Source organism: Rikenella microfusus DSM 15922 (genome assembly GCF_000427365.1).
Lineage (GTDB): Bacteria > Bacteroidota > Bacteroidia > Bacteroidales > Rikenellaceae > Rikenella > Rikenella microfusus.
Map to the genome: position 1 here is coordinate 273,598 of NZ_KE386488.1, position 23,340 is coordinate 296,937.

At 59.8% G+C, this 23,340-nt stretch carries 17 protein-coding genes and 1 pseudogene; 8 read left to right on the forward strand and 10 right to left on the reverse strand.

The features are described 5' to 3' along the window. Positions 1-124 precede the first annotated feature (124 nt). Both RIKMI_RS0102020 and RIKMI_RS0102025 read right to left on the reverse strand, forming a co-directional pair. On the reverse strand, positions 125-535 hold the full coding sequence (locus tag RIKMI_RS0102020) for an RNA-binding S4 domain-containing protein (RefSeq protein ID WP_027290261.1): 411 nt from the start codon (positions 533-535) through the stop codon (positions 125-127). A gap of 845 nt (positions 536-1,380) precedes the next feature. Continuing rightward, positions 1,381-1,926 (reverse strand): RNA methyltransferase, encoded by a 546-nt coding sequence (locus RIKMI_RS0102025; RefSeq protein WP_027290262.1) that lies wholly within the window; start codon positions 1,924-1,926, stop codon positions 1,381-1,383. Positions 1,927-2,107: 181 nt separating this feature from the next. Here RIKMI_RS0102025 and RIKMI_RS0102030 point away from each other — a divergent pair, with 181 nt between their 5' ends. From RIKMI_RS0102030 to ribH, 3 genes are all read left to right on the forward strand, one after another. Beyond that, positions 2,108-4,324 (forward strand): sodium-translocating pyrophosphatase, encoded by a 2,217-nt coding sequence (locus tag RIKMI_RS0102030; RefSeq protein WP_027290263.1) that lies wholly within the window; start codon positions 2,108-2,110, stop codon positions 4,322-4,324. 842 nt (positions 4,325-5,166) lie between these two features. After that, entirely contained in the window at positions 5,167-5,871 is a 705-nt protein-coding gene (locus RIKMI_RS0102035) for a tetratricopeptide repeat protein (protein ID WP_027290264.1), read from the forward strand. 202 nt (positions 5,872-6,073) lie between these two features. Continuing rightward, complete coding sequence (gene ribH, locus RIKMI_RS0102040) at positions 6,074-6,607, forward strand: 6,7-dimethyl-8-ribityllumazine synthase (protein WP_027290265.1); 534 nt, start codon at positions 6,074-6,076, stop codon at positions 6,605-6,607. A 786-nt stretch (positions 6,608-7,393) separates the two neighbouring features. Here the strand turns inward: ribH and RIKMI_RS0102055 are convergent. After that, positions 7,394-7,903 carry a ferritin gene (locus RIKMI_RS0102055; protein ID WP_027290267.1) on the reverse strand — a complete coding sequence of 170 codons (510 nt, stop codon included), beginning with the start codon at positions 7,901-7,903 and terminating at the stop codon, positions 7,394-7,396. Positions 7,904-8,358: 455 nt separating this feature from the next. Continuing rightward, a complete protein-coding gene (locus RIKMI_RS0102065) occupies positions 8,359-9,477 on the reverse strand; it encodes a DUF3078 domain-containing protein (protein WP_027290268.1) in 1,119 nt (372 codons plus the stop codon). A gap of 68 nt (positions 9,478-9,545) precedes the next feature. On the opposite strand from RIKMI_RS0102065, the gene nfo reads away from it, so the two are divergent. Next, positions 9,546-10,412 (forward strand): deoxyribonuclease IV, encoded by an 867-nt coding sequence (gene nfo, locus RIKMI_RS0102070; protein WP_027290269.1) that lies wholly within the window; start codon positions 9,546-9,548, stop codon positions 10,410-10,412. Positions 10,413-10,822: 410 nt separating this feature from the next. On the opposite strand, the gene recF is transcribed toward nfo, so the two are convergent. The 6 genes from recF to RIKMI_RS0102100 all read right to left on the reverse strand — a co-directional run bounded on the left by recF (position 10,823) and on the right by RIKMI_RS0102100 (position 17,807). Beyond that, positions 10,823-11,926: a DNA replication/repair protein RecF gene (recF, locus tag RIKMI_RS12700; RefSeq protein WP_037291349.1), complete on the reverse strand. Its 1,104-nt coding sequence runs from the start codon at positions 11,924-11,926 to the stop codon at positions 10,823-10,825. A gap of 181 nt (positions 11,927-12,107) precedes the next feature. Continuing rightward, positions 12,108-13,676: a lipopolysaccharide biosynthesis protein gene (locus tag RIKMI_RS12705; protein WP_051214244.1), complete on the reverse strand. Its 1,569-nt coding sequence runs from the start codon at positions 13,674-13,676 to the stop codon at positions 12,108-12,110. 16 nt (positions 13,677-13,692) lie between these two features. Beyond that, complete coding sequence (locus tag RIKMI_RS12710; RefSeq protein ID WP_051214247.1) at positions 13,693-14,631, reverse strand: glycosyltransferase family 2 protein; 939 nt, start codon at positions 14,629-14,631, stop codon at positions 13,693-13,695. Next, positions 14,628-15,656 (reverse strand): glycosyltransferase family 2 protein, encoded by a 1,029-nt coding sequence (locus tag RIKMI_RS0102090; RefSeq protein WP_027290270.1) that lies wholly within the window; start codon positions 15,654-15,656, stop codon positions 14,628-14,630. The genes RIKMI_RS12710 and RIKMI_RS0102090 overlap by 4 nt, the downstream gene beginning before the upstream one ends. A gap of 34 nt (positions 15,657-15,690) precedes the next feature. Then, a complete protein-coding gene (locus RIKMI_RS0102095) occupies positions 15,691-15,981 on the reverse strand; it encodes a DciA family protein (protein ID WP_027290271.1) in 291 nt (96 codons plus the stop codon). A gap of 695 nt (positions 15,982-16,676) precedes the next feature. Further along, entirely contained in the window at positions 16,677-17,807 is a 1,131-nt protein-coding gene (locus RIKMI_RS0102100) for an ABC transporter substrate-binding protein (protein ID WP_027290272.1), read from the reverse strand. A gap of 100 nt (positions 17,808-17,907) precedes the next feature. Between RIKMI_RS0102100 and RIKMI_RS0102105 the strand changes: the two genes are divergently transcribed. The 4 genes and pseudogenes from RIKMI_RS0102105 to bioA form a co-directional block, all read left to right on the forward strand. After that, a complete protein-coding gene (locus RIKMI_RS0102105) occupies positions 17,908-18,495 on the forward strand; it encodes a superoxide dismutase (protein ID WP_027290273.1) in 588 nt (195 codons plus the stop codon). Positions 18,496-19,037: 542 nt separating this feature from the next. Continuing rightward, the gene (locus RIKMI_RS0102110) at positions 19,038-19,616 is read left to right on the forward strand and encodes a 50S ribosomal protein L25/general stress protein Ctc (protein ID WP_027290274.1); all 579 of its coding nucleotides are present in this window, start codon (positions 19,038-19,040) and stop codon (positions 19,614-19,616) included. A 122-nt stretch (positions 19,617-19,738) separates the two neighbouring features. Beyond that, on the forward strand, positions 19,739-20,305 hold the full coding sequence (gene pth / locus RIKMI_RS0102115) for an aminoacyl-tRNA hydrolase (protein ID WP_027290275.1): 567 nt from the start codon (positions 19,739-19,741) through the stop codon (positions 20,303-20,305). Positions 20,306-20,710: 405 nt separating this feature from the next. Beyond that, positions 20,711-22,000 (forward strand): annotated as a pseudogene (bioA, locus tag RIKMI_RS12715) (adenosylmethionine--8-amino-7-oxononanoate transaminase); the annotation flags it as partial. Between the last annotated feature and the right edge of the window lie 1,340 nt (positions 22,001-23,340).

Genomic DNA, 23,340 nt, shown 5'->3' on the forward strand with positions numbered 1-23,340 from the left:
GCGGTCGGCTCGGCGCCCTGCCGCATCAGGTTACGCAAGCCCGGAGGAAAGCCCCGGGGAGGGGCCGTCGCGGGCCGATAGCGGAAAATCGGCTCCGAGGCAGTACGATAGGGGGAACCTGATTTTATTCGTCCGTTTCCATATCCGGCAACTCGCCGAACTCCGCCAGCAGTTCCTCTATGTCGCGCCGCTCTTTTTTCGTCGGCCGGCCCATGCCCCGGTCCCGAACGGCGAAAGCTCCCGCCCGGGCCATTTCGAGTTTCAGCAACTCTTCCTGCGGAGTCACGTCTTCGATATACCGCGGCACGTTTTTGGCCGGCTGCCGGTTGGCGACCGGTTCCAGAATCCGGAAACTGTACACCACCGGCATCCGGCGTACCGATACCACTTCGCCTGTACGCACCTCGCGCGAAGGCTTGACCGTCGTCCCGTTCACCAGCACGCGATTACTCTTGCAGGCCTCCGCCGCGTCGCTGCGGGTCTTGAACAACCGTACCGCCCACAACCATTTGTCTATCCGGATTCCGTCTGCCATAACAATCAGAAAAGTTCCATGTAAATATAGGTAAGTATATACGACATTACCCAAAATCGGGCAATGATCTCTCTAAACGGCCCTGCGGTGCCGCCGGGCGCTCCGGCCGGGAGCCGCTTTTGCCCAAAAGGGGTGGGCGCGGGCCGAAATATACTGAAAATCAAGTGTGCATATGATATAGGGTAAAGTCGTATATACTTACCTAAATATATTGTACGCCCTTTGCCCCTTGCGCTGCGTTCGATTCTCCGTCTCCCGACTATGCGCTTCGGCATACCGGAGCCGTTCGGCGGTCATTCCCCCTCGTTCCGACCCGGCGACGGCCCCTCCGCGTCTTTTGCCCGGGTTTGCGCCGCCTTATGCCGTTCGGCGCGGAGTCGAAAGCAACGCTGATAATTACGCACAAACAGCACATAATTGAAGATAATTATATACTATTTCATGTCGCATTATTTTGGGGTACTATCCCAATTCGTGTTGTTGCAGGAAAGTTGCGCTCTTCGGGATACCCCGAAGAGCGTCGGCCCGCAGCCGCCCGATGCGGAGGGCCGCTCTGCCCGCTTGCGCCAGCTCGCATCCTCCGCCGGCTGCGGACCGGCTAATCTTACCCCCCCAAGAGGATGATTCCTTTATTTTTTCGACCCGCGACGGCCCCTCCGGGTCTTTTGGGCAGTTTTGCACCGCCTTATGCCGTCCGGGCCGAAACGGGGATGCCGGAAAACCGGTGTACAGTCGTATATAGTCGCCTGATCGGGTTCCGTTTTTACCGCTCCTTCCGCCCCCGGTGTGAATAAGACCGGGCGGCTCCGCAGGAGCATCCGCCGGAAACGCGCCCGGAAATCCCCTCACCGCGATCCGGCCAGCCGGCGGAAAAACTCCCACAAAACCACTCCGCCGCTTACGGCTACGTTCAGCGAATGTTTCGTACCGACCTGCGGGATTTCGACCGCACCGCGGCACAGGTCCACGACCTCCTGCCCCACGCCGTCCACTTCGTTGCCGAAAACCAGCGCGAATCTGTCGCTGCCGCCGAAATCCGCCCCGTCGAGCCGGTCGAGCGGCACCGCGCCGCGCACCTGTTCGACCGCCAGCACGGCGTAACCTTCCGTGCGCAGCCGCGCGACGGCTTCGACGGTCGAGGGGGCGTATTCCCACGCTACGGTCAGTTCGGCGCCCAACGCGCTCTTGTGTATTTCGCGTGAAGGAGGGGTCGCCGTGATGCCGCACAGCACGATCCGTTCGATGCCGAAAGCGTCGCCCGTGCGGAAAAACGCCCCCACGTTGTTGGCGCTCCGCACGTTATCCAGCACCACCGTCACCGGCAGTTTCTCCTGCGCCGCGAACTCTTCGGGCGTGGGACGCCCCAGCTCTTCATTCGTTATTTTCTGCATGTCGTCTCTGTTTCGGTGCCCGTCGCCCGGTGTCCGCCGCAGGGCGGAACGGCGGAAAACAAAACGACCCCGGCGACGGTCGTTCATGCAAAAATAACGCGAAAAACGGAAATCGGCCAGGCGTCGTATCGGAAAAATCGTTATCTTTCATCGGAAAAACCAACCTAAAACCCAAACGCTTATGAGTTCGAACATTCCTATGATCTTCTGGCTCGTACCCGCGGCCGCGCTCATCGCGCTCGGATTCGCGCGTTATTTCTTCGTCCGCATGAAGCGGCAGAGCGAAGGCTCCGAGACCATGCGCACCATCGCCGGCCACGTCCGCAAAGGCGCCATGGCCTACCTCCGCCAACAGTACAAAATCGTGGGGATCGTTTTCCTCGTTCTCTGCGCCTTTTTCGCCGTGCTGGCCTACGGATTCGGGGTGCAGAACCCGTGGGTGCCGTTCGCTTTCCTCACCGGCGGCTTTTTCTCCGGCCTGGCGGGGTATATCGGCATGAAGACCGCCACTTACGCCTCGGCACGTACCGCCCAGGCCGCTTCCGAGTCGCTCGACCGGGGGCTGAAAGTCGCCTTCCGGAGCGGGGCCGTGATGGGGCTGGTGGTCGTCGGCCTCGGGCTGCTGGACATTTCGGCCTGGTACCTGGCCCTGGAATGGTTCTATGACGACGTGGCCACGACCCAGAAACTGGTCATCATCACCACCACCATGCTGACCTTCGGCATGGGAGCCTCCACGCAGGCGCTCTTCGCGCGCGTGGGCGGCGGCATCTACACCAAAGCCGCCGACGTCGGGGCCGACCTGGTGGGGAAAGTCGAAGCCGGGATTCCCGAAGACGATCCGCGCAACCCGGCGACCATCGCCGACAACGTGGGCGACAACGTGGGCGACGTGGCCGGTATGGGGGCCGACCTGTACGAAAGCTACTGCGGCTCGATTCTGGCGACGGCCGCGCTGGGGGCTTCGGCCTTCGCCATCGCGCCGGAGATGCAGCTCAAGGCCGTGCTCGCGCCGATGCTCATCGCCGCCGTGGGGATACTGCTCTCCATTATCGGGATTTACTTAGTCAAAACGAAAGAGGGGGCGACGATGAAATCGCTGCTCAAGGCGCTGGGGCTCGGTGTGAATACCAGTTCGGTACTGATCGCCGCGGCCACGTTCGTGATCCTCTGGCTGCTCGGGCTGGAAAACTGGGTCGGCATCTCGTTCTCGGTCATCTCCGGATTGGTGGCGGGCATCATCATCGGCCAATCGACCGAATATTACACCTCGCAGTCGTATAAGCCGACGCGCAAGGTGGCCGAAAGTTCCAAAACGGGACCGGCGACAGTGATTATCTCCGGCATCGGGCTGGGAATGCTCTCCACCGCCGTGCCTGTCATCACCATCGCGGCGGCGATCGTGCTGGCTTTCCTGTGCGCCATCCATTTCGACGTGGCGAACATGCTTACGGCGCAGAACCTGTCGCTGGGGCTGTACGGCATCGGGATCGCGGCGGTGGGGATGCTCTCCACGCTGGGGATCACGCTGGCGACGGACGCTTACGGCCCGATCGCGGACAACGCGGGCGGCAATGCCGAAATGAGCGGTCTGGGGCCGGAGGTACGCAAGCGTACCGATGCGCTGGACGCGCTGGGGAATACCACGGCGGCGACGGGCAAGGGTTTCGCCATCGGATCGGCCGCGCTGACGGCGCTGGCGCTGATGGCCTCTTACCTCGAAGAGATCAAAATCGGCCTTCAGCATATCGGGGTGAAGACCATCGAGGTGCTGGGCCGTGCGGTGCCGGTCGAAACGGCCACGCTGCCCGATTTCATGGAGTATTACCAGGTCAATCTGATGAATCCGAAGGTACTGATCGGGGTCTTTATCGGTTCGATGATGGCTTTCGTTTTCTGCGGCCTGACGATGAACGCGGTGGGACGCGCGGCGCAGAGCATGGTCGAGGAGGTGCGGCGCCAGTTCCGCGAAATCAAGGGCATCCTTACGGGCGAGGCGACGCCGGACTATGCGCGGTGCGTGGCCATTTCGACCAAAGGGGCGCAGCGCGAGATGCTGCTGCCGTCGATTCTGGCTATCGTGGCTCCGGTGGTAACGGGGATCGTCTTCGGCGTGGCGGGCGTGCTGGGACTGCTGGTAGGCGGTCTGGGCGCGGGCTTCGTGCTGGCGATCTTCATGGCCAACTCCGGGGGAGCATGGGATAATGCCAAGAAATATATCGAAGAGGGCAACCTGGGCGGCAAAGGTTCGGATGCGCACAAGGCTACGGTCGTGGGCGACACGGTGGGCGACCCGTTCAAGGATACCAGCGGGCCGTCGCTGAACATCCTGATCAAGCTGATGAGCATGGTGGCTATCGTGATGGCGGGGCTGACAGTGGCGTACAGCATTCTGTAATACCCGGCCTGTCCGACGAAAGATGCGGCTCCGCAGGGAACTATTTCCCTGCAGAGCCGCATCTTTCGTCGGCAGGGCACACGGCCTTATCATCTTTTATCTCCGTTCGACTGTACAGGGGATACGACTCCGGTCGTCTTTTCGGAGAAAGGGGAATCATTTTACCCGATTATATACTTCGCTATACCCATTCGTTTGCGTCGATACTTGTTCGGCTCGCGCCTCTTTTGCCCGGGGTTTGCACCGCCTCGTGCCGTCCGGCGCCGAGCCGACCGGGGAAGTATGTGTCCGGTCATATCTGGTATATCGGTGTATATAATCGGGCTTATTTTAATAGTACAGTTATTTACCAAGGGTCGCAGCCTGCGGAGACCGTGAACGAGCCTTGCGAGCGAGCGGGCCTTCGCGGGGCGAGGCTGCGGCCCGCGCGACCTTAAGGTCGCAAAGCATATCCCTGCCATTTAACCGTAGGATTCATTTAGCCACGGACGCCTGGGAGGTCGCCCGGACGAAAATAGCCATACGATTAAAAACAAGTTTCCGTTCCGGCGAACGGGTGTACTCTCCCACAGAGGAGGGAGGGATGCCGTCGGGCCTTGAGAGCCGGGCAATATTTACCTGGATTACAGGGGCGCCCGGCCATCGGAACGACCCGTTTTTGGACGATTGACGGCGGAATCCTGCCGTTCCCCGCACGCCGCCTCCGGTCCGGAATGCGCCCCGCCCGACCGAATACCGTGCAGGCCGGTTTCTCTGCCGAAAAAACCGCAACCGGGTTTCCTACTTCCGGAAAAAAACACTATTTTTGCCCACAGTTTCAAAAAACCGATACAACACAAACCATGGCAGAAACCAATAAGAACCGGCGTACCCAGGATCCCGAACTGGTCATCGAACAGGGGCTCGGCCGTTTCGAACTCTTCATCGAACGCAACGGGAAAGCGATGCTCATCGCCCTGGGTGCCATCATCGTCCTCGTGGGCGGGTACTTCTCCTACAAATACCTCTATCTGGCCCCCCGGGCCGAAAAGGCGTCGGCCGCCATGTTCGAAGCCCAGCACCAGTTCGAACGCGACTCTTTCGCCCTGGCTCTGAACGGCAATGCCTCGTTCGACGGTTTCCAGACCATCGCCGATGAATACGGCAATACCCCGCAGGGAAATCTGGCCAATCATTACGCCGGTCTGTGCCACCTCTACCTGGGTGAATACCAGAAGGCCATCGACGCTTTCGAGGCCTATGACGCTGTGACGGACAACGCCGCCGGCACCCTGATCGCCGCCCAGAACATCGGACTGACAGGCGACGCCTACGTCGAACTGGGCCGGCTCGAAGAAGGCGTGAAATACTACGAACGCGCCGCCGCCTACAGCGACAACCTCGCCACCGCTCCCGTCTATCTGCGGAAAGCGGGCCTGGTCAATGAAAAACTCGGCAACCTGCAAAAAGCCCTCGAGCAATACGAAACCGTGCGCAACGACTACCCGCGCAGCATGCAGGCCCGCGACATCGAGAAATTCATCGCCCGCGTACAGCAACAGCTCTAACCGGCCGGGCCGGCCGGAGAGAGGGGACAAAGAGAGGGGGTGATAAAAGAGAGGGAGACAAAGGAAGAGAGGGGGGAGAGCCGCAAGCCCCCGGCGCAAGGACGACGGATACGGCCCGGACGGTTCAAGACGGCCGGGCCGTATTTGCGTTTCCGCACCCGGTTCCGGCATACACACATACACTTAACATACCGCATATTCAATGGCCTCTAATCTGAAAAACCTCTCCGTTTTCGACCGGCCCGTACCCTCGGCCGCCGAAATGTCGTTCGGTATCGTCGTGGCGGAATGGAACCATGCCATCACCAGCGCCCTGCTCGAAGGCGCCGTCGCCACCCTGCACGCCGCCGGCTGCCCCGACGAAAAGATCAGCGTCAAATGGGTGCCCGGTACTTTCGAACTCGCCATGGGCGCCCAATACTTCGCCGAATACACCAACGTCGATGCCGTCATCGTGCTCGGCTGCGTCATCCAGGGCGACACCCGCCACTTCGACTTCGTATGCCAGGGCGTCACCATGGGCGTACAGCAGATGCAGCTCAGCTGGAACATGCCCATCGCTTTCGGCGTGCTGACCACGAACGACCAGCAGCAAGCCCTCGACCGCGCCGGCGGCAAGCTCGGCAATAAAGGCGACGAAGCCGCTGCGACCGCTATCAAAATGGTCGCCCTGCAACGCGAGATGGAGATGGAAGACAACGGCGAACCCGCCCCGGCCCGCGCCGTCGTGAACTGACCGATACGATCGGCGGAGGGGCCTGATCATCGGATACGACTTCGGCTCCGCCCCGGCAACGATCTCCGAATCGGTCCTGCGGCGGCATGCGGCCTGGAAACGGGCCATCGACGGGCCGCCATATTCGATTTCGAACAAAGCGCAGATCGTTCCAAACACCACTTGCCGCAGCCGGGAATCGGTCGGCCGAAGAAGATTACGATCGGGGCCATACAGGGCAGGATTATTACGATTTTGCCCAAAATCGGGTAATCGTCTCCCCGAATCGGCTCGCGGGGCCGAACGGCATTCGAACCGGTTTTTTCTGCGCTTAATGAAGGCGGGCGCGGGCCGAGACAGACTGAATATCAGGTGTGCATATCGAACAGGGGAAAATCCTGCATACGTACCGCTGCTTAAACGGATAAAGGGATTGCGTGAAAAACGCAATCCCTTTATCCGTTTTATTCCTCCCGCGGATTTCGTGATATGTGGCACCGGGGGCACTCGCGGAATCGGGATGCCGATCCGAAATGCCGTACCCGTTTTCGGTTCCTCGTTCGACAAAAAGGTTCGGCCCTTTGTCCGTATCCCGAAAGAGCCGCACCGCTTTTCGAAACCGTAGTCGGAATTAGACAAGACGCCGTCCGCGTCTGTTCTTGCCGGAGTTCTCTTATCCTCCTCATCTGAGGGGCGCCGTCGTTTTCCCGGATACGGGCAATCCCGGCATACCTCTCGGCAAAGAATACGAAACGGGCCGTGCTGCTATCAGAGCACGGCCCGCACGAAATCCGCGGAAGGGAGGATTTATTCGGCCGCCGGCGCCGCATAAACGCGCCCGCCCAGCTCCTTGTCGATCATATACAGCCCCATTTTGCTGCCTTCTACCATATTCAGCTGGTCCAGAATATCGCGGACGTTTTCCTCTTCTTCGACCTGCTCGTTCACGAACCACACTAACTTATTGGCCGTGGCGAAATCTTTCTCCTCATCCGCGATACGGCACAGCCCGTCGATCAGCGCCGTAACTTTCTGTTCGTGCGCCAGCGTGTCGCGGAACATCGCCAGCGGCGACTCCCATTCGGTCGGCACTTCGGCGATCGGAGACAGCGCGATACGGCCGCCGCGGGCCAGCACATAATCGATGAAGAGTTGAGCATGGTCTTGCTCCTCCTTGAACTGGATCGCGTACCAATTAGCGATCCCTTTGTAGCCCTTGGCCGAAGCATCGAGCGACATCGAAAGATAAAGATACGCCGACCACAATTCGGCATTGATATGCGCATTCAGCGCATCCTGCATTTTGGTGCTTAACATAGCTATGGATTTAAAAAATACGGTCACTCTACACGACTTTACCCGAACTCAGGCGACGATCTTCCCACCCGGCCCTGCGGTACCGCCCGGCACAGGGGGACTGGGGCTTTGCTCTGCTTAAGGGGAGGCGGGCGCGGGCCTAAACATACGGAGAATCAGGTACGCATGCCAATCAGGGTAAAATCGTATATCGTTACCCAAAATAAAACGTCCGGTTTCGGGTACGCAAATATACGGATTTTCCCGGCAGGCTGTCCCCGGAATTCCTCCGAAATTATCCCCGGCGGCCCGTCCGCTTTTCCCGCCCGATACCTGTCTGTCCGGGTTTCGCGCCGGCACCTCCCGGCAGCTCCGCCCGGACGTGCCGCATACGATTCCGGGACGCAAAAGCGGGAACGTCCCGAACGACCCTCCCCCCGTCCCGACCTCCGCCCCCCTGCCTGCCGGAGCCGGACTCACTGCTTGTATTTCAACCGCGAACGTGTGATCGTACTTTCCTGGATCGGTTTGTGCGGCTTCGAGGCGATATTGAAATTCAGCCCGAATCCCACCGACTGGTAGATCTGCAAATAATCCCACGGTTTGGGAATCCGGCCCTGGTCGCGTTTCTCCTGCGCCTTCGGCGTCGTGATCTGGTCGTTGTAGATCATATTGACGATCACCGACGCCGTGATCACGTCCGTGAATTTGAAGTTCACCGTATTGTTCCACGTAGCCGACGGCGGCAGCTCATAGTTCCAGAACCCGTCGAGTTGCGTGGCGTACTCGATTTTGTTCTTGGCGAACTGGGTCTTGTAAATGATACGTGCCTGCGCACCGATCTGGGCCTTGAATTTCGGGTTCTCTTTGGCCGGATCGATACCGAGCCCCCCTTTGCGCGCCAGGGAGTCGTTCAGCACGAAGATGAATTTACCGGCGATGGGCGACAAAAAGATATTGATTTTTTTGCTCGGCGGTTCATAGGTGAAACCGCCCGATATTTCGATCGTGCCCGGAGCCATGAACGACGATTTCCACACTTTGGGCGCATCTTTCGGATAATCGTAGCTTTTGGAGAACTGCGATTTCCAGATCAGCGAGCTGGAGAGTTTCCAGCGTTCCGAGATATTCCAGCTCGGGGTGACCGACAGGTTGAAGTAGTCCACGTTCTTGCGTGTTTCTCCCGTCGTGCGCATCAGTCCGTATTTGGCGTCGAATACCGTCTTGATACTGAACACCGGGGCCGTGTAGTTATGTTCGAAAATAAGCGAAGCCAGTCCCGAGAACGAATTGTCGCCCCCCTGCTGCCAATTGGTGAAACTGACCTGCGTGACGCTCAGGCCCGGCTTGATCGTATAACTGTTCCGCTGTTTGGAACGCAATTTGCGAAGATACTTGTCGTAAGCATCGCTGTATAGCTCGAACCTCAGTTCCGTGGTCGGTTTGGCCGGTTTGATCAGCGTGTCGGGCACCGTTTCGAGCGGTACGGCCTGTTTCTTCGGATTGAACTGCGCCGACGCCGGCCCTGCCGCCAGAAACAGCAATGCCGCCGCCAGCCATGGATTTTTAAGCAGAATGTGTAGCTTTGTAATCATAATCTTCAGACGGGCAGCAAGTCCCCGGCAACCGTACGAATGCAAATTTATAAAAATAACCGATAGCCATGAAATATTTCGGAGCACATGTCAGCGCATCCGGCGGGGTCGAAAACGCCCCCCTCAACGCGCGGAAAATCGGAGCCGGGGCTTTCGCCCTCTTTACCAAAAACCAGCGTCAATGGGTGGCGGCGCCTCTCTCCGCCGCGCAAATCGACGCTTTCCGGGCCAATTGCGAGGCTGCCGGTTACCGGCCGTTCCAGATCCTGCCCCACGACAGCTACCTGATCAACCTGGGCCATCCCGACAAGGCCGGACTTCAAAAATCGCGCCAGGCGTTCAACGACGAGATGAAACGCTGCGAGCTGCTCGGCCTCGACAGGCTCAATTTCCATCCGGGCAGTTCGCTCAAAGAGATCGCGGACGAGGAGTGCCTCTCGCTGATCGCCGAGTCGATCGACCTGGCTCTGGAAGCGACCGAAGGCGTAACGGCCGTGATCGAGAATACGGCCGGACAGGGTTCCAACCTCGGCTGGAAATTCGAACACCTCGCCTACATCATCGACCGCGTGCAGGACAAGAGCCGCGTGGGCATCTGCATCGACACCTGCCATGCCTATTCGGCCGGTTACGACCTCAGTACCGCCGCGGCCTGCGAACGGACTTTCGCCGAGCTCGACCGGGTGGTGGGCCTGAAGTACCTCAAGGGTATGCACCTGAACGACGATATGAAAGCTCAGGGGAGCCGCGTAGACCGCCACGCTCCGTTGGGCGAAGGGACGCTGGGGCTGGAAGCGTTCCGCTACATCGCCGCCGACCCCCGTTTCGACGACATGCCGCTGATCCTCGAAACGCCGGACGAAAGCCGCTGGCCCGACGAAATCGCACAGCTTTACGGCTTTGCAGGAGAGGCGGGACCGGGTACCGGCATATAGTCGGAAACCTTGGTATGTCCGAATATACGGGGATTTGTCCGGGGGCGGGGATCATTTGGGCTTCCCGGCTATGTTCCGATATACCGATCGTTTTCGCCGACGCTTTTTCGGCCCATGCCGCCCCCCTTTGCGACAGGGAGAGTTTCCGGTCGGTCTTTTGCGGTACGGGACTTTTATTATCAGGAGAACGACCTGTCCGTCGGTTCATCTTAGGATGATACGCACCGGCCGGAGCCAGCGAGGACAGCCTGCATATCTTCATCGGAGGCGGCACCGGCCAGACAAAAGGGAGCCGTCTGGAAAATCCTGCCGTCATATGTCGGCACAGGCGAGATTCCGAACCGCCATAAAATTGCCGCAGGAGAATAACGACACGCCTCAGTTGCCGCACACCGTGCCGCCCGTCGCGGCTACAACTCAGTGAACGTTCCCCCGCCGACCCCGAACAGCTTGTAATTCTCCGTCATTTTCGCCAAAATCCCCTCCAGCCGCACCTTGTTGCTGTCCGTAATGAAAATCTGGCCGAAACGATCCGACGACACCATTCCGATCAGCTGTTCCACCCGTGCCATATCCAGCTTATCGAACACATCGTCCAACAGCAGGATCGGTTTTACCCCCCTCAACTCCCGGATAATGTCGAACTGTGCCAGCTTCAGCGCCAGCAACATCGACTTCTGCTGCCCCTGCGAACCGTATTTGCGGATCGGGAACCCCATAATCTCCAGCTTCATGTCGTCGCGGTGCACCCCGCAATTCGTGAACCCGCAGATCCGGTCCCTCTCCCGCGAAGCCGCCAGCAGCTCCCCGAAAGGCGCCTCCGCCAGCTCCGAACGGTACGACACCTCTACCTCCTCCCGATCCGACGACAAGACCGCGTAATACTCCGCCACCTTCGGCGCCAGCCTCCCGACCATCTCCGCCCGCTTGCGGTACACCAGCGTCCCCGTCTGCTCCAGCTGCATGTCCAGCACCTCCAGAATCTCGTCGAATCCCGTCAGAGGCCCCGTTTTGAGCAACCGGTTGCGCTCCTGCAACAGCCGGTTGTACTTCACCATCGCCGTCAGGTACTCCCGGTCCGTCTGCGAAAGGAACGAATTGAGAAACCGGCGGCGCTCCTCGCCCGACTCGTGGATCAACGCCGTATCGCCCGGCGATACCATCACGATCGGCAGCAGTCCGATATGCTCCGTAACCCGGTCGTACTCCTTGCCGTTCCGTTTGATGACCTTGCCGCCGCCCCGCCTGAAGCTGCACACCACCGCCTCGCGCCGCTCTCCTCCGCCGAGCGAATAGCGGCCGTCCAGCATGAAGAAATCTTCCCCGTGCCGGATCGATTGCCCGTCGGTCAGCCCCACCGCGCTCTTGCTCATCGACAAGTACCACACCGCATCCACCAGGTTCGTCTTCCCCGTGCCGTTGTCCCCCACCAGGCAATTCACATTGGCCGAGAACTCCAGCTCCGCCTCCGGTATATTTTTAAAATTCAGTATCGAAATCCGTTCCAGAAACATCTCTGTCCCCCGCGAAAGTTATTCTGCAAAGATACCTTTTTGGCAACTATATACAATTCTGAGCGGGGAAGTCCCGCAACGAACGTACCGACCATGCCATCGCCGTCCCGTCCGCAGGGCGGCAAAGAAACGCCGTATCGTAAAAAACGGCGGCGCCCCGCCCGCAGAAGAGAAGGACGACTTATCGTCTCCGTTTCGCCACGGCGCCCCGCACCAGCCCCGCCGCCAGCCTGACGAAACAACGCATTCCTTCCGAGCCGGCGTACATCGCCCCCCCGCAGACCAGCCCGTAAAGCAGCGGAACCGCCAGCGCATTGACCGCCCAGCCGCCCCACGTGGTCATCGGCGGCAGCCAGCCCAGACCGACGACCCACCCCACCAGCAACCAGGTCCCCGCAATCAGGGCGAAATACTTGGCCAGCGTCAGCCAATACTCCGCCGACGACTCCTTAAAGCCCCTGCGGTACAGGAAATACGGCTTCCACAACAGCATGAACAACCCCGTGCTCAGCAACTTGCCCACGATCACCCCCGCCACGCCGTAATGCAGACAGGCCCAGACCGACACCGCCACATTCAACCCCGCCTCCGTCCAGGCCGCCCATACGTCATGGTACAGCCCGTAGGCATTCAGGAAATATTGCACCGTCTGGCGCACCAGCCCGACGAACAGCGTCCCCACCAGCATCAGCACGATCAACCCCGAAAACAGCTCGTACCTGTCCGGAGGCAGCCACAGTTCGATGAACGGATTGACCAGCATGTAGAACCCGAACGCCAGCGTCCCCCCCAACCAGAAATACATGGCATTGAACTGCCAGAATACCAGTTTGATTTTCCCGCGGTCCCCCTCGGCCACCAGATTGCCGACCCCCGCGTAACTGTTTTGCAGCGTCGCCGTGATAAACGCCGTCACTCGGTTGATGATCAGGGAATAATTCGTATAGAAAGTCACCGCGGTCAGCGAGAGGGTCTGCGCGACCACCAGTTTGTCCGACTGCGTGAGCACGAAACCGGCGATCCGGTGCGAAAAGATACGTTTCACCCCTGCGAACACCTCCCGGTATTTGCGCACCACGCCCCGGCCGAGCCGGGGCGACGAACGCAGCCACGGATAGACCCGCCGCATCACCGCTTCCAGCCACACGGCGAAAACCACCCCGAACACCACCTCCAGCAACAGCCACGACAGGTAACCGGCTCCCGCCCATTTCAGCAAGGCCATCTGCAACAGCACTTTCGCGATCAGGCACAAGTTGAACACCCTGGCCACCTCGTACCCTTTCTGGTCCGCCACCAGCAGGTTCTGCTTGTAATTGACCAGATAGCTCAACAGCGTCGTGATCAGGAAGGTGAAATAAGCCGCATAAATCACCCCCGCGTCCAGGCCCGCGGCGATCTCCCTGGCGAAAATCCACGGAATGAAAACGGCGAAAACCAGGCCCGCCGCCGCGATCAGTATCCCGACCAGACGGAGCAGCCATCCCAGCAGCGACACCAGTTCGGTCACCCGCTCCCGGTCGTCGCGGAAAAGAGGGGCATACAGCACGTTGGCGATCGCCACCGGAATCCCCATCTCCGCCAGATTCAGGAACCCGATGTACCCCATCACCGTTTCGGACAGCCCCACCAGATCGTTGCCCAGCGTCTCGAGAAAAATACGCCGCGAAAAGAAATTGAGCAGCAGCACCAACATATAAAACGTCAGCGACACCTTCACATTCTTGATGCTGTACGATACCCTCGACATCGGCAATCCCCGGTATTTAGATCCCTTCGGTAAAATGTCTCCACGCGCTGCGGTTCGCCGCCGCCCACTCTCCGTACCGCCCGCTTTTGGCCGCGTTCCGCGTCAGCCGTCCCAGCCGTTCGTGGCACCGGTACCCCGCCTGCGTCAGCGCGTAAACCGCCCGCGCGTAAAACCGGCCGCGCACCTTCCCGTAATAGATGTACTTCGCCTCGGACAACATCCGGAACTTGCGTTTCGACACCGCGCAGGACTGCCCTGCCAGATGAACGATCCGCGCCTGCGGCACCGACCACACGCCCCACCCGTCCCGGCGCAGACGCACGCACAGCTCCATGTCTTCGTAATACATGAAGAAATCCGGGTCGAACGCCGGTTTGCCGTCCAAAGCCTCCCGCCGCACCATCAGGTCCGCTCCGGAGACGTAGCCCACCCGCCGCGGCTCCGTACCGTAATTGAACCACGTTCCGGCAGGCCATACCAACCGTTTGAAACCTTCGGGCATCAGCCCCGTCAGTTCCCAGCCCAGGCCGTGCACGGGCGAAAACGACTGGGCCGGCGACACGCCGTCAGCTCCGTACAGGTTCCCGCCCGCGACCGCCGCCTCCGGGCGGCGGTCCAGAAAGCCGGCCAATATCCCCACGGCGTCGTTGAGCAGCACCGTGTCGGGATTCAGGAAAAACAGGTACTCCGCCCGGCCGTAAAGAGCTTCGAGCCGTTCGACCCCCAGGTTGTTGGCCCGCCCGAAACCCAGATTCTCTTCCGCCTCCACGCACAACGTCTCCGGAAATTCGCGACGCACCATCTGCGCCGATCCGTCCTCCGAACCGTTGTCCACCACGACGACCCGGAACCCGCCTTCCTTCTGTCTGTCTGTCTGTGCGAATACCGACCGCAGGCAGTCCCGCAGCAGGTCGCACGTATTATAGCTGACGATTACGATGCCTGTCCGTATCATGCCTTTCCGCGCTGTTTTCTAAAGCTCAGGAATATGCCGTAGCACCATAGCAGCAGGCTGAGGTAAAGCCTCGCCCCGAGCGGACGGAAACGGAACGCCCCCGCCACCAGCCGGCTCAGCGGCTGCAATCCGGCCCCTGCCGTCTCCATATGCTGCACGCCGGTCTCCCACAAGGCCGCCATCCACCGTTTGCGGTACGCCCGGCCCAGCGGCGAGAGATACAGGTGCTTCATACCGTATACCGCATTGGTTACGGCCTGACGCTCCACATTGACGTCCCGCGGCGCCCCCGCAAGGTACTGCACGATATAGAGCAGCGAATCCATCTTGGTCCGGGTCATGGCGCTGCGCATGGTCGATCCTTCGCGCAGGTTGTGCCGGTAGGTGACCTGCCCGAGGGTGGCTATCCGCTCCACGACTTCGTATGCCTGCATGCACCATAACGCGTCTTCGTAGATCAGCCCGTCGCGGAATTCCAGCCCGTTTTCCCGGATGAAATCCAGCCTGATCAGTTTGTTGGTCGCGTTGGAAAAGTTGAGCCGGCCGAAATTGCGGACAACGGCTTCCCGACTGCCATAGACCGGTTCGGCGGGGTTGAAATAGACCGTATCCTCTTTCACCGCGCCCGACGCGGTTACCCGGCGGTAGTTGCCCTGCACCCAGTCCGGAAAATCGGCGCATTCCGCGACTGACGCCATCGAAGCCAGAGCACGCGGTTCCAGAGCGTCGTCGCCGTCCAGATAGAAGATATAGTCTCCGGTAGCCACCGCCGTTCCGGTATTGCGGGCGGCGGCCTGTCCCCGGTTGCGGATATGGCTCACGATATGGAACGATATGCCGCACTGTTTCGCTTCGGGGGCCAGGGCCTCCACCGTCGTCATCGAGTCGTCCGTGCCGCAGTCGTCCACCACGATGCACTCCAGGGAGTTTTCCGCCGAATCCCGCCCTCCCGCGAATACCGATCTCAGGCATGCTCCGATCCAGGGAGCCACGTTATAAACCGGAATGACGATACTGATTTTCATAGGTCGTTTTGCATTGATCTTTCCGTGCGCCGTTTCAGCGCACGACGATATTCCGTACGATTTTGGCACGCAGCAGGGCGTTGATCTGCGCGGCGAGCTGTTTGCGGCGCATGAAGACTTCGGCGCGTACTGCCGACGACGAGAAGCTGACGTAGAGCACGCCGTTCCGGATATAGACGTCTTCGGTACAGCGCGCGACATATCCGCCTGCCGCTTCGGCCCACAATTCCACGGCCCGCCCCTCCATCGAAGCGGGGCCCAAAGCCCGCTCCCTGAAAAATTCGCCGAGCAATTCGCCCACGCTTTTCGGTTCCGTCCGCCGCATATCGGGTATTGATATTTCGGTTACAATTATTGGGTCCGGCACTCTCCCTCCCCCTCTTATTCCGCAGAATCCGGTCGCTCGGTCTGCGGTTAGCCGCACCGCCGACCATAAAACAATAAAGTTAAATATTATGGCCGGAGCCAGCGAGGCCCAAACGAGCTTTGCGAGTTGCAGCCGTTAACTTCGCTTCGCTCGTTTTGCCTGGCGGCTTCCTCGCGCTACCTCGCCAAAGTCCGCAAGCGGCCTTTAGGTCTCGGTACGCTGCTCGGTTCCTCCTTGTGCCTCGGCCATTCGTGCGAGCCCGATGGCTCTCGGCTACTGCGTCGGTTCGCCGGGGGTGGCTCCGGGCTGGCCGCTACGCAGATAAATAACCGTACGGTTTTTATTGATGCGATTCGAAAGAATCGCCGGCCGTTGCGCCCAAGTCGCTTTGCGGCTTCGAGGGGTGGGCGCAAAGCCGATATTATGGTATTAAACCGTACATTAAAATCGTAACGTTTATGTTAGTCTGCGACCTATGGTCGCGCGGGCCGCAGCCTCCCGCAGCGGAGGCCCGCAAAATCAATCGCTCACGCGATTGTTGCGTTCCCCGCAGGCTGCTGCCCTTGGCAAACATAAAATCTAACTGTACAGTTTGTTACCAGTCGGAGCCCGTGAGTTCAGCCATCGCAGCTCCGTCGGAACGCCGGGACGGGTTATTCCAGTTTCCGGAAATAGTACAATTCGTGATCCGGCAGCAGTTCCGGATGCAGGATACGCACCAGGTCGGCCAGCACCACATCCGGCCGTACCGCCCCCGATTCCCAGAAATCGCTGCCCCCCGTCGGCGTGGTCCGGGCGTTGTTGTTATACACGTCGCCCCGCCGCACCACGGGCAGATCGGCGAAGCGCCGGTTGTCGGCCTTGAGCTGCGCCATATTCTGCGCCATGCCCGGCCCCAACCAGAAATCGGCATCGGCCATCATCAGTAATGCCTTTTCAGCACTCACCGGGCGGCTTACGTCCGTATCCTCCCCTTTGCCGAGGTAATCGCCCCCCGCATCCTCCAGCAAACGCACCATGTAGCTCCGGTCGCCCGGCAGGTACCACACATCCTTGTACGGCGCATTGAGCATGACCCCGGGCCGTTTCCCGACCTGCGACGCCACCCGTTCGCCGAGGGTGTTATACTCGTTCTCCGTGTGCATGAACCGCTCCACCGCCTGCTCCATCCGTCCTGCGAGCAATCCGAACGGTACGATCCATTCGGCACGCCCCAACGGGTCGTTCTCCAGATAGTCGGAGATATACACGACCGGCACGCCCAGCTGCCTCAATTTGGCCGCCGCCGCATTCTCGCCCGTCAGACCGTACATGAACACGACATCCGGACGCAAGGCGACGATGGTCTCGTAATCGAGATTATTGTCGTATCCCACCTCTTTCGCTCCGGCGGCATGCACCGCCGGGTTGGTGATGAAATCCAGCCCGGATACTCCTTTCACGGCATCCGCGCGTCCCACGGCATCGAGGAAAGCGACGTGGGTCGAGGACATGCAGACGGCCGACCGGATCGGCCAGCGGATTTCGCCCGATCGCAGCACGGCGGCGGTGTCGGCCACCAGACGGTAGTCGTACGCCACGCTGTCGGCTCCCTGCCACGGATTCATGACACGCAGAACGGGGCCCCGGTCATCGGTCAGCAGCGCGAACCGTTGCGCGTGGCGGGTTTCGTACAACGGCCGCAGCGTGTCGTCGTCCGTCCGGGACCCGCCGTCGCCGCCGCAGGAGACCGCGCCGGCGAGGACCGAAAGGAGGAAAAGGGAAAAAAGGCAAATGCGTTTCATAGCTCGGTTCCGTACTTTATGCCGGTAAAGGTAGGGATTTGGAACGGATTTTGCTCTTTAAGAATCGACAATCATTCAACCACACTAAAAACTGTATATTATGAAATTCGAACTTCCTGCTCTGCCTTATCCGGTCAATGCACTGGAACCGACCATGAGCGCACGTACCATAGAATTCCACTGGGGAAAACACGAAGCGGCCTACATCAACAACCTGAACGGCCTGATCGAGGGCACGCCGCTGGAAAACGACACGCTGGAGGAGATCGTGCGCAAGTCGGACGGGCCGATTTACAACAATGCGGCGCAGGCGTGGAACCATATCTTTTTCTTTTTCCAACTGGCGCCGAACGGCAAAAAGGAACCGGGCGGAGCGCTTGCCGAAGCGATCGACAGGCATTTCGGTTCGTTCGCGGCTTTCAAAGAGGCGTTCGCGAAGGCCGGGGCCACGCTTTTCGGTTCGGGCTGGGCGTGGCTGTCGGTGAAACCGGACGGCCAGCTGGAGATCACGCAGGGGCCGAATGCGCATAACCCGCTCAAAAACGGGGCGGTTCCGCTCCTGACGGCGGACGTATGGGAGCACGCCTATTATCTGGATTACCAGAACCGCCGGCCAGATTTCCTGTCCGCCCTGTGGAACCTGGTGGATTGGAAGGTGATCGAGAAACGGTACGAAGATACGCTTTAAAACGGCTTTTCTCCGGTACGATCAGGGGACCGCGCCTGCCGTCGGAAGACGGGGGCGCGGTTTTCATATAATATGATTGCCGTATCCGGAGGCTTTTCCGGCCGGCTCAGGCCGGTATGGCACAGGGGACCGGGGCTTTGCTCTGCTTAAGGAGGCGGACGCGGGCCGAAATATACTGAGAATCAAGCACGCATATAAATTAGGGTAAAGTCGTACGTAGTTACCCAAAGAGTAAAGCCGTGCCTGCCTGAGTCGGATACCTGTCGATCTGCAGACCATTTATCCGCTGCTTTTTCGGCCCGCGCCGGCCCCTCCGGGTTTGTACCGCCTCATGCCGTCCGGCGCCGGATCGGCAGAGGCAGATTATCGCCGGCCATGTCCGGTATATGAGCGCAGATAATTGGTCTTGTCAGGAATTTTTTCGTACCTTTGCCGCGCTTTCGGCCGTGGAGCCGAAAGATAGGACGTGATGGGGGCGGTCTTCATTGCCGGGGATCGACTGAGTAACGTCCCGTTTGTTAATGTTTTTCAACCTTTAAAGTATGAAAACTCTGGAAATCAAAGGTACCCCGCGTACCGAATTCGGCAAGAAGAGCACCGGTGCGGTACGCCGCGCGGGCAACGTGCCGTGCGTCATCTACGGCAGCGGCGAAACGATCCATTTCTCGGTTCCGGCTTCGGAATTCAAGCAGCTGATCTACACGCCGCACTCTTATTTGGTGAATTTCGATATCGACGGCAAAAAAGAGCTGGCCGTGATGCGCGAAGTGCAGTATCATCCGGTGACGGGCGACGTGCTTCACGTGGATTTCTACCGCGTGGACGAAGCCAAACCGGTGGCCATCGACCTGCCGGTGGTGCTGACCGGTAACTCGGAAGGCGTCAAACTCGGCGGTAAGCTGACCCTCAGCAAACGCAAACTGCGCGTTTCAGCGCTGGTGAAAGACCTGCCCGACACCGTGGAAGTGGACGTGACTTCGCTGGGCCTCGGCAAATCGATCTTCGTGGGCGACCTGCATATTCCGGGTCTGGCGATCCTGACTCCGGCTTCGACCGCCATCTGCGCCGTCCGTATGACTCGTGCCGCTCGTGGTGCACAGGCTGCCGCCGCGAAGGCCTAAATCCTTAGCAGGCAGTTCGCCGCGTTTGTTTTTGCGGTTCCGCTTGCATAACTTTGTTTCCTGCTTTTCCGCCCTTTCGGGGGTGCGGAGGGGCAGGAACCTTTTTTAATGCGATTCGTGAAATGAAATATCTGATCGTGGGGCTGGGGAATATCGGTGCCGAGTACGCCGAGACGCGCCACAACATAGGATTCAAAGTGGCGGACGCGCTGGCCGGCACGGCAGGGGCTACGTTCAGTTCGGACCGCTACGGCGCGGTGACGACGCTCCGCCACCGCGGGCAGGAGGTTTTCCTGCTCAAACCGTTCACTTATATGAATCTAAGCGGCAAGGCGGTGCGATACTGGATACAGAAAGAGCGCATCCCGGCCGAGAACGTATTCGTGGTGGTGGACGACATCGCGCTGCCGTTCGGCCATCTGCGGATCCGCAAGAGCGGTTCGGACGGGGGGCACAACGGTTTGAAAAGCATTGCGGAGTGTCTCGGCGGGCAGAATTATGCCCGTCTGCGATTCGGTATCGGAGGCGATTTCCCGAAAGGGGCTCAGGTGGATTATGTGCTGGGCGAATGGACCGCGCAGGAGAAGGCACAGTTGCCGGAGTTGCTGAAAACGGCGGGCGAGGCGGTGCTGTCGTTCGTCGCCGAAGGCCCGGACCGCGCGATGAACAGGTTCAATACGAAAAAATAGCGGTCGGTAACTATATACGACTTTTACCCTTTATACGTACTTTTAATTTGAAGATTCAAGGCCGGAGCCAGCGGGGCCGCAACAAGCACCGCGCAGTTGCAGGCCGCCGCCCGGGGTGGCTCCGGCCTGCCCGCTACGCGGATAAATAACCGTACGATTAACTGCAACCTCAGGCTGTACGGACCGGCATTGTCGCCTCCGGATGCAGCCGGTCAATTGACAATAACCCGTTACCTGCGATCTCCACGGCAACGATTCCGGGACACCCGCCTGAAATATCTCCGGATAACCCCGGCAAAAAGTCCCGCACAAGGGTTTTCCACCCTAATCCGAACGCTGAAACACGAACCGGACACCGAACCGACCATGAACGAATATCGAGACGAAAAGACGGCAACCCTGCTGGAATGGGACCGCCGCCACCTGTGGCACCCCTACACCTCCGCCGTCGAACCGCTGCCCGTCTATCCCGTGCGGCGGGCCGAAGGCGTGCGCATCGAACTCGAAGACGGCCGGAGCCTGATCGACGGCATGTCGTCGTGGTGGTGCGCCGTGCACGGCTATAACCATCCGCGCCTCAACGCCGCCGCCAAAAGACAGATAGACGAGATGTCCCACGTCATGTTCGGCGGGCTGACCCACCGCCCCGCCGTCGAACTGGGGCGCCGGCTGCTGGCTATGGTACCCGGAGCCGACCTGCCGGAAGACGATCCCTGCAAACCCGAATACGTCTTTTTCGCCGATTCCGGATCGGTATCGATCGAAGTGGCGATGAAAATGGCCATGCAGTGGCAGCACTCGCAGGGCCGCTCGGAAAAGAACGAATTCCTGACCATCCGCGGCGGTTACCACGGCGACACCTGGAACGCCATGAGCGTCTGCGATCCCGACGGAGGGATGCACAGCCTCTGGCGGGGCCGGCTGGCCGTCCAGCATTTCGTGCCGAGGCCGACGGTGCCGTTCGGATTGCCTTGGGAGCCGGAGGCTCTGGAACCGATGCGGAAAGCGCTGGAACGACACGGCGGAACGCTGGCGGCGGTCATTCTGGAACCGATCGTGCAAGGGGCCGGAGGCATGTGGTTCTACCATCCGGAATATCTCCGAGGGATCGCGAAACTGTGCCGGGAACACGACGTGCTGCTGATCGCGGACGAAATCGCCACCGGCTTCGGCCGCACGGGACGGATGTTCGCCTGCGAGTGGGCGGACGCGGTACCCGACATCCTGTGCGTGGGTAAAGCGCTGACGGGGGGCTACCTGACATTGGCGGCCGTATTGGCCGCGGGCCGCGTGGCGCGGGGCATCGACGGCCCGTTCATGCACGGCCCCACGTTCATGGGCAATCCGCTGGCGTGCGCGGTGGCCTGCGAGTCGCTGACGATGCTGTCGGAAGGGTGGCTGCTGCCGCGCGTAGCGGAGATGGAAACGATTCTGCGCGACGAACTGGCCCCGCTGCGTGCGCTCATTCCTGCGGGCAAGATACGCGACGTGCGGGTGTTGGGAGCGATCGGAGTGGTCGAAACGGCCGAACCGGTAGAGATGGCGTCGATCCAGCGGGCGTTCGTGGAAGCGGGCGTCTGGGTGCGGCCGTTCGGCCGGCTGGTCTACGTGATGCCGCCTTATGTCATTTCGGACGCCGACCTGCGCACGCTCTGCCGGGCGGTGGTCGGCGTCGTCCGCGCCGCCTGTCGCTAATCTCTTTCCTCGTTTCCGACAGGGGGCCTACGGTACAATTTTCGAAAAACGGAAGCAACTATATACAGCTTCCTGATCGTACACTTTAACGACCGAACATATTCGGAACGGTTTTCCCTTTCGGCTCGGCGCCGGACGATTTTCATTTGTCCGGCACGGAGACCCGGCGGTTCCGCGAACCGCGAAAAACAGGCAATCGTTCCGACAACAAACCCGAAAGGTAAACATCGACCTTACTCCAAATCGGGCAATACCCCCTAAAACGATCCTGCTCCAGTTCGAGTACCGAGCGGCACCGGGTCTCCCGAAGGGGAAGACATCTGGTCTGCCCGCTAACGCGGATACTTATTATTTTAACCGTACGGTTAAGATTAAATTTCCGCGTTAGCGGTCAGGCCGGAGCCACCCCAGACGGCGGCCTGCAACTGCGCTGCGCTTGTTTTGGCTTCGCTGGCTCCGGCCATAAAATTAACCGTACCCATTAAGTTTTCACCTCGTTCATTTATTTGTAGAGGCTGCAAACCCGTACTTTGATACCAATGTAAAAAGCCGGGAGTATTTTTAAATTAGACTTCCGCGTTAGCGGGCGGGTCGGACGCCTCCCCATCGGGAGGCCCGGTGCCGCTCGGTACAGGGGGCCGGGCTGTAATTACCCGAGACTTCCCGGGCGTCCGACTCGAATGAAAAATAATCGTACGTTTATTTCAATGTTCTCCCTTAGTCAGGCCGGAGCCACCCCGGGCGGCGGCCTGCAACTGCGCTGCGCTTGTTTCGGCTCCGCTGGCTCCGGTCTGCTCATCGGGAGGCCTGGTGCCGCTGGGCACTCCAGCCGGACTGCAACTACCCCAAACCACAACCGCTCCCGGGCGTCCGGACTATAAAGAACCATACGGTTGTTTACTAAGGGGCGCAGCCTGTGAGACCGTGAACGAGCCTTGCGAGCAAGCGGGCCTCCGCGGGGCGAGGCTGCGGCCCGTGCGACCTGAAAGTCGCAAAGCCGAACAGGGAAAGTATTTTAACTGTACAATTTTATTCATTTCGGGCAGGCGACCGGGAAACCGCCCCGAGGGTGCGAAGGTTTGCATTGTCCCAAAGGAGCCGTTTGAATGCATAAGCCGACGATTTTTATGAATCCAATAGTTAAAATCGTAAGGCGATATACGACTGAATACAAACCCCGTTTCGGTTCAGCGCCGGGCGGTATGAGGCGGTGCAAAACCGGACAAAAGACCCGAAGGGTCCGGCAACTGCTACGGCCTCTTCGCGGTTCCCGCCTGCGGCAACGACAGCAACATCGCCGCGCAGCGAACTAAAAGCAATCTTTTATAGAGCGTTCGTAG

What these genes read in the sequence shown, in the direction of transcription:
- RIKMI_RS0102020 (WP_027290261.1), bottom strand. Translation starts at nt 535, where the DNA reads ATGGCAGACGGAATCCGGATAGACAAATGGTTGTGGGCGGTACGGTTG.
- RIKMI_RS0102025 (WP_027290262.1), bottom strand. Translation starts at nt 1,926, where the DNA reads ATGCAGAAAATAACGAATGAAGAGCTGGGGCGTCCCACGCCCGAAGAG.
- RIKMI_RS0102030 (WP_027290263.1), top strand. Translation starts at nt 2,108, where the DNA reads ATGAGTTCGAACATTCCTATGATCTTCTGGCTCGTACCCGCGGCCGCG.
- RIKMI_RS0102035 (WP_027290264.1), top strand. Translation starts at nt 5,167, where the DNA reads ATGGCAGAAACCAATAAGAACCGGCGTACCCAGGATCCCGAACTGGTC.
- ribH (WP_027290265.1), top strand. Translation starts at nt 6,074, where the DNA reads ATGGCCTCTAATCTGAAAAACCTCTCCGTTTTCGACCGGCCCGTACCC.
- RIKMI_RS0102055 (WP_027290267.1), bottom strand. Translation starts at nt 7,903, where the DNA reads ATGTTAAGCACCAAAATGCAGGATGCGCTGAATGCGCATATCAATGCC.
- RIKMI_RS0102065 (WP_027290268.1), bottom strand. Translation starts at nt 9,477, where the DNA reads ATGATTACAAAGCTACACATTCTGCTTAAAAATCCATGGCTGGCGGCG.
- nfo (WP_027290269.1), top strand. Translation starts at nt 9,546, where the DNA reads ATGAAATATTTCGGAGCACATGTCAGCGCATCCGGCGGGGTCGAAAAC.
- recF (WP_037291349.1), bottom strand. Translation starts at nt 11,926, where the DNA reads ATGTTTCTGGAACGGATTTCGATACTGAATTTTAAAAATATACCGGAG.
- RIKMI_RS12705 (WP_051214244.1), bottom strand. Translation starts at nt 13,676, where the DNA reads ATGTCGAGGGTATCGTACAGCATCAAGAATGTGAAGGTGTCGCTGACG.
- RIKMI_RS12710 (WP_051214247.1), bottom strand. Translation starts at nt 14,631, where the DNA reads ATGATACGGACAGGCATCGTAATCGTCAGCTATAATACGTGCGACCTG.
- RIKMI_RS0102090 (WP_027290270.1), bottom strand. Translation starts at nt 15,656, where the DNA reads ATGAAAATCAGTATCGTCATTCCGGTTTATAACGTGGCTCCCTGGATC.
- RIKMI_RS0102095 (WP_027290271.1), bottom strand. Translation starts at nt 15,981, where the DNA reads ATGCGGCGGACGGAACCGAAAAGCGTGGGCGAATTGCTCGGCGAATTT.
- RIKMI_RS0102100 (WP_027290272.1), bottom strand. Translation starts at nt 17,807, where the DNA reads ATGAAACGCATTTGCCTTTTTTCCCTTTTCCTCCTTTCGGTCCTCGCC.
- RIKMI_RS0102105 (WP_027290273.1), top strand. Translation starts at nt 17,908, where the DNA reads ATGAAATTCGAACTTCCTGCTCTGCCTTATCCGGTCAATGCACTGGAA.
- RIKMI_RS0102110 (WP_027290274.1), top strand. Translation starts at nt 19,038, where the DNA reads ATGAAAACTCTGGAAATCAAAGGTACCCCGCGTACCGAATTCGGCAAG.
- pth (WP_027290275.1), top strand. Translation starts at nt 19,739, where the DNA reads ATGAAATATCTGATCGTGGGGCTGGGGAATATCGGTGCCGAGTACGCC.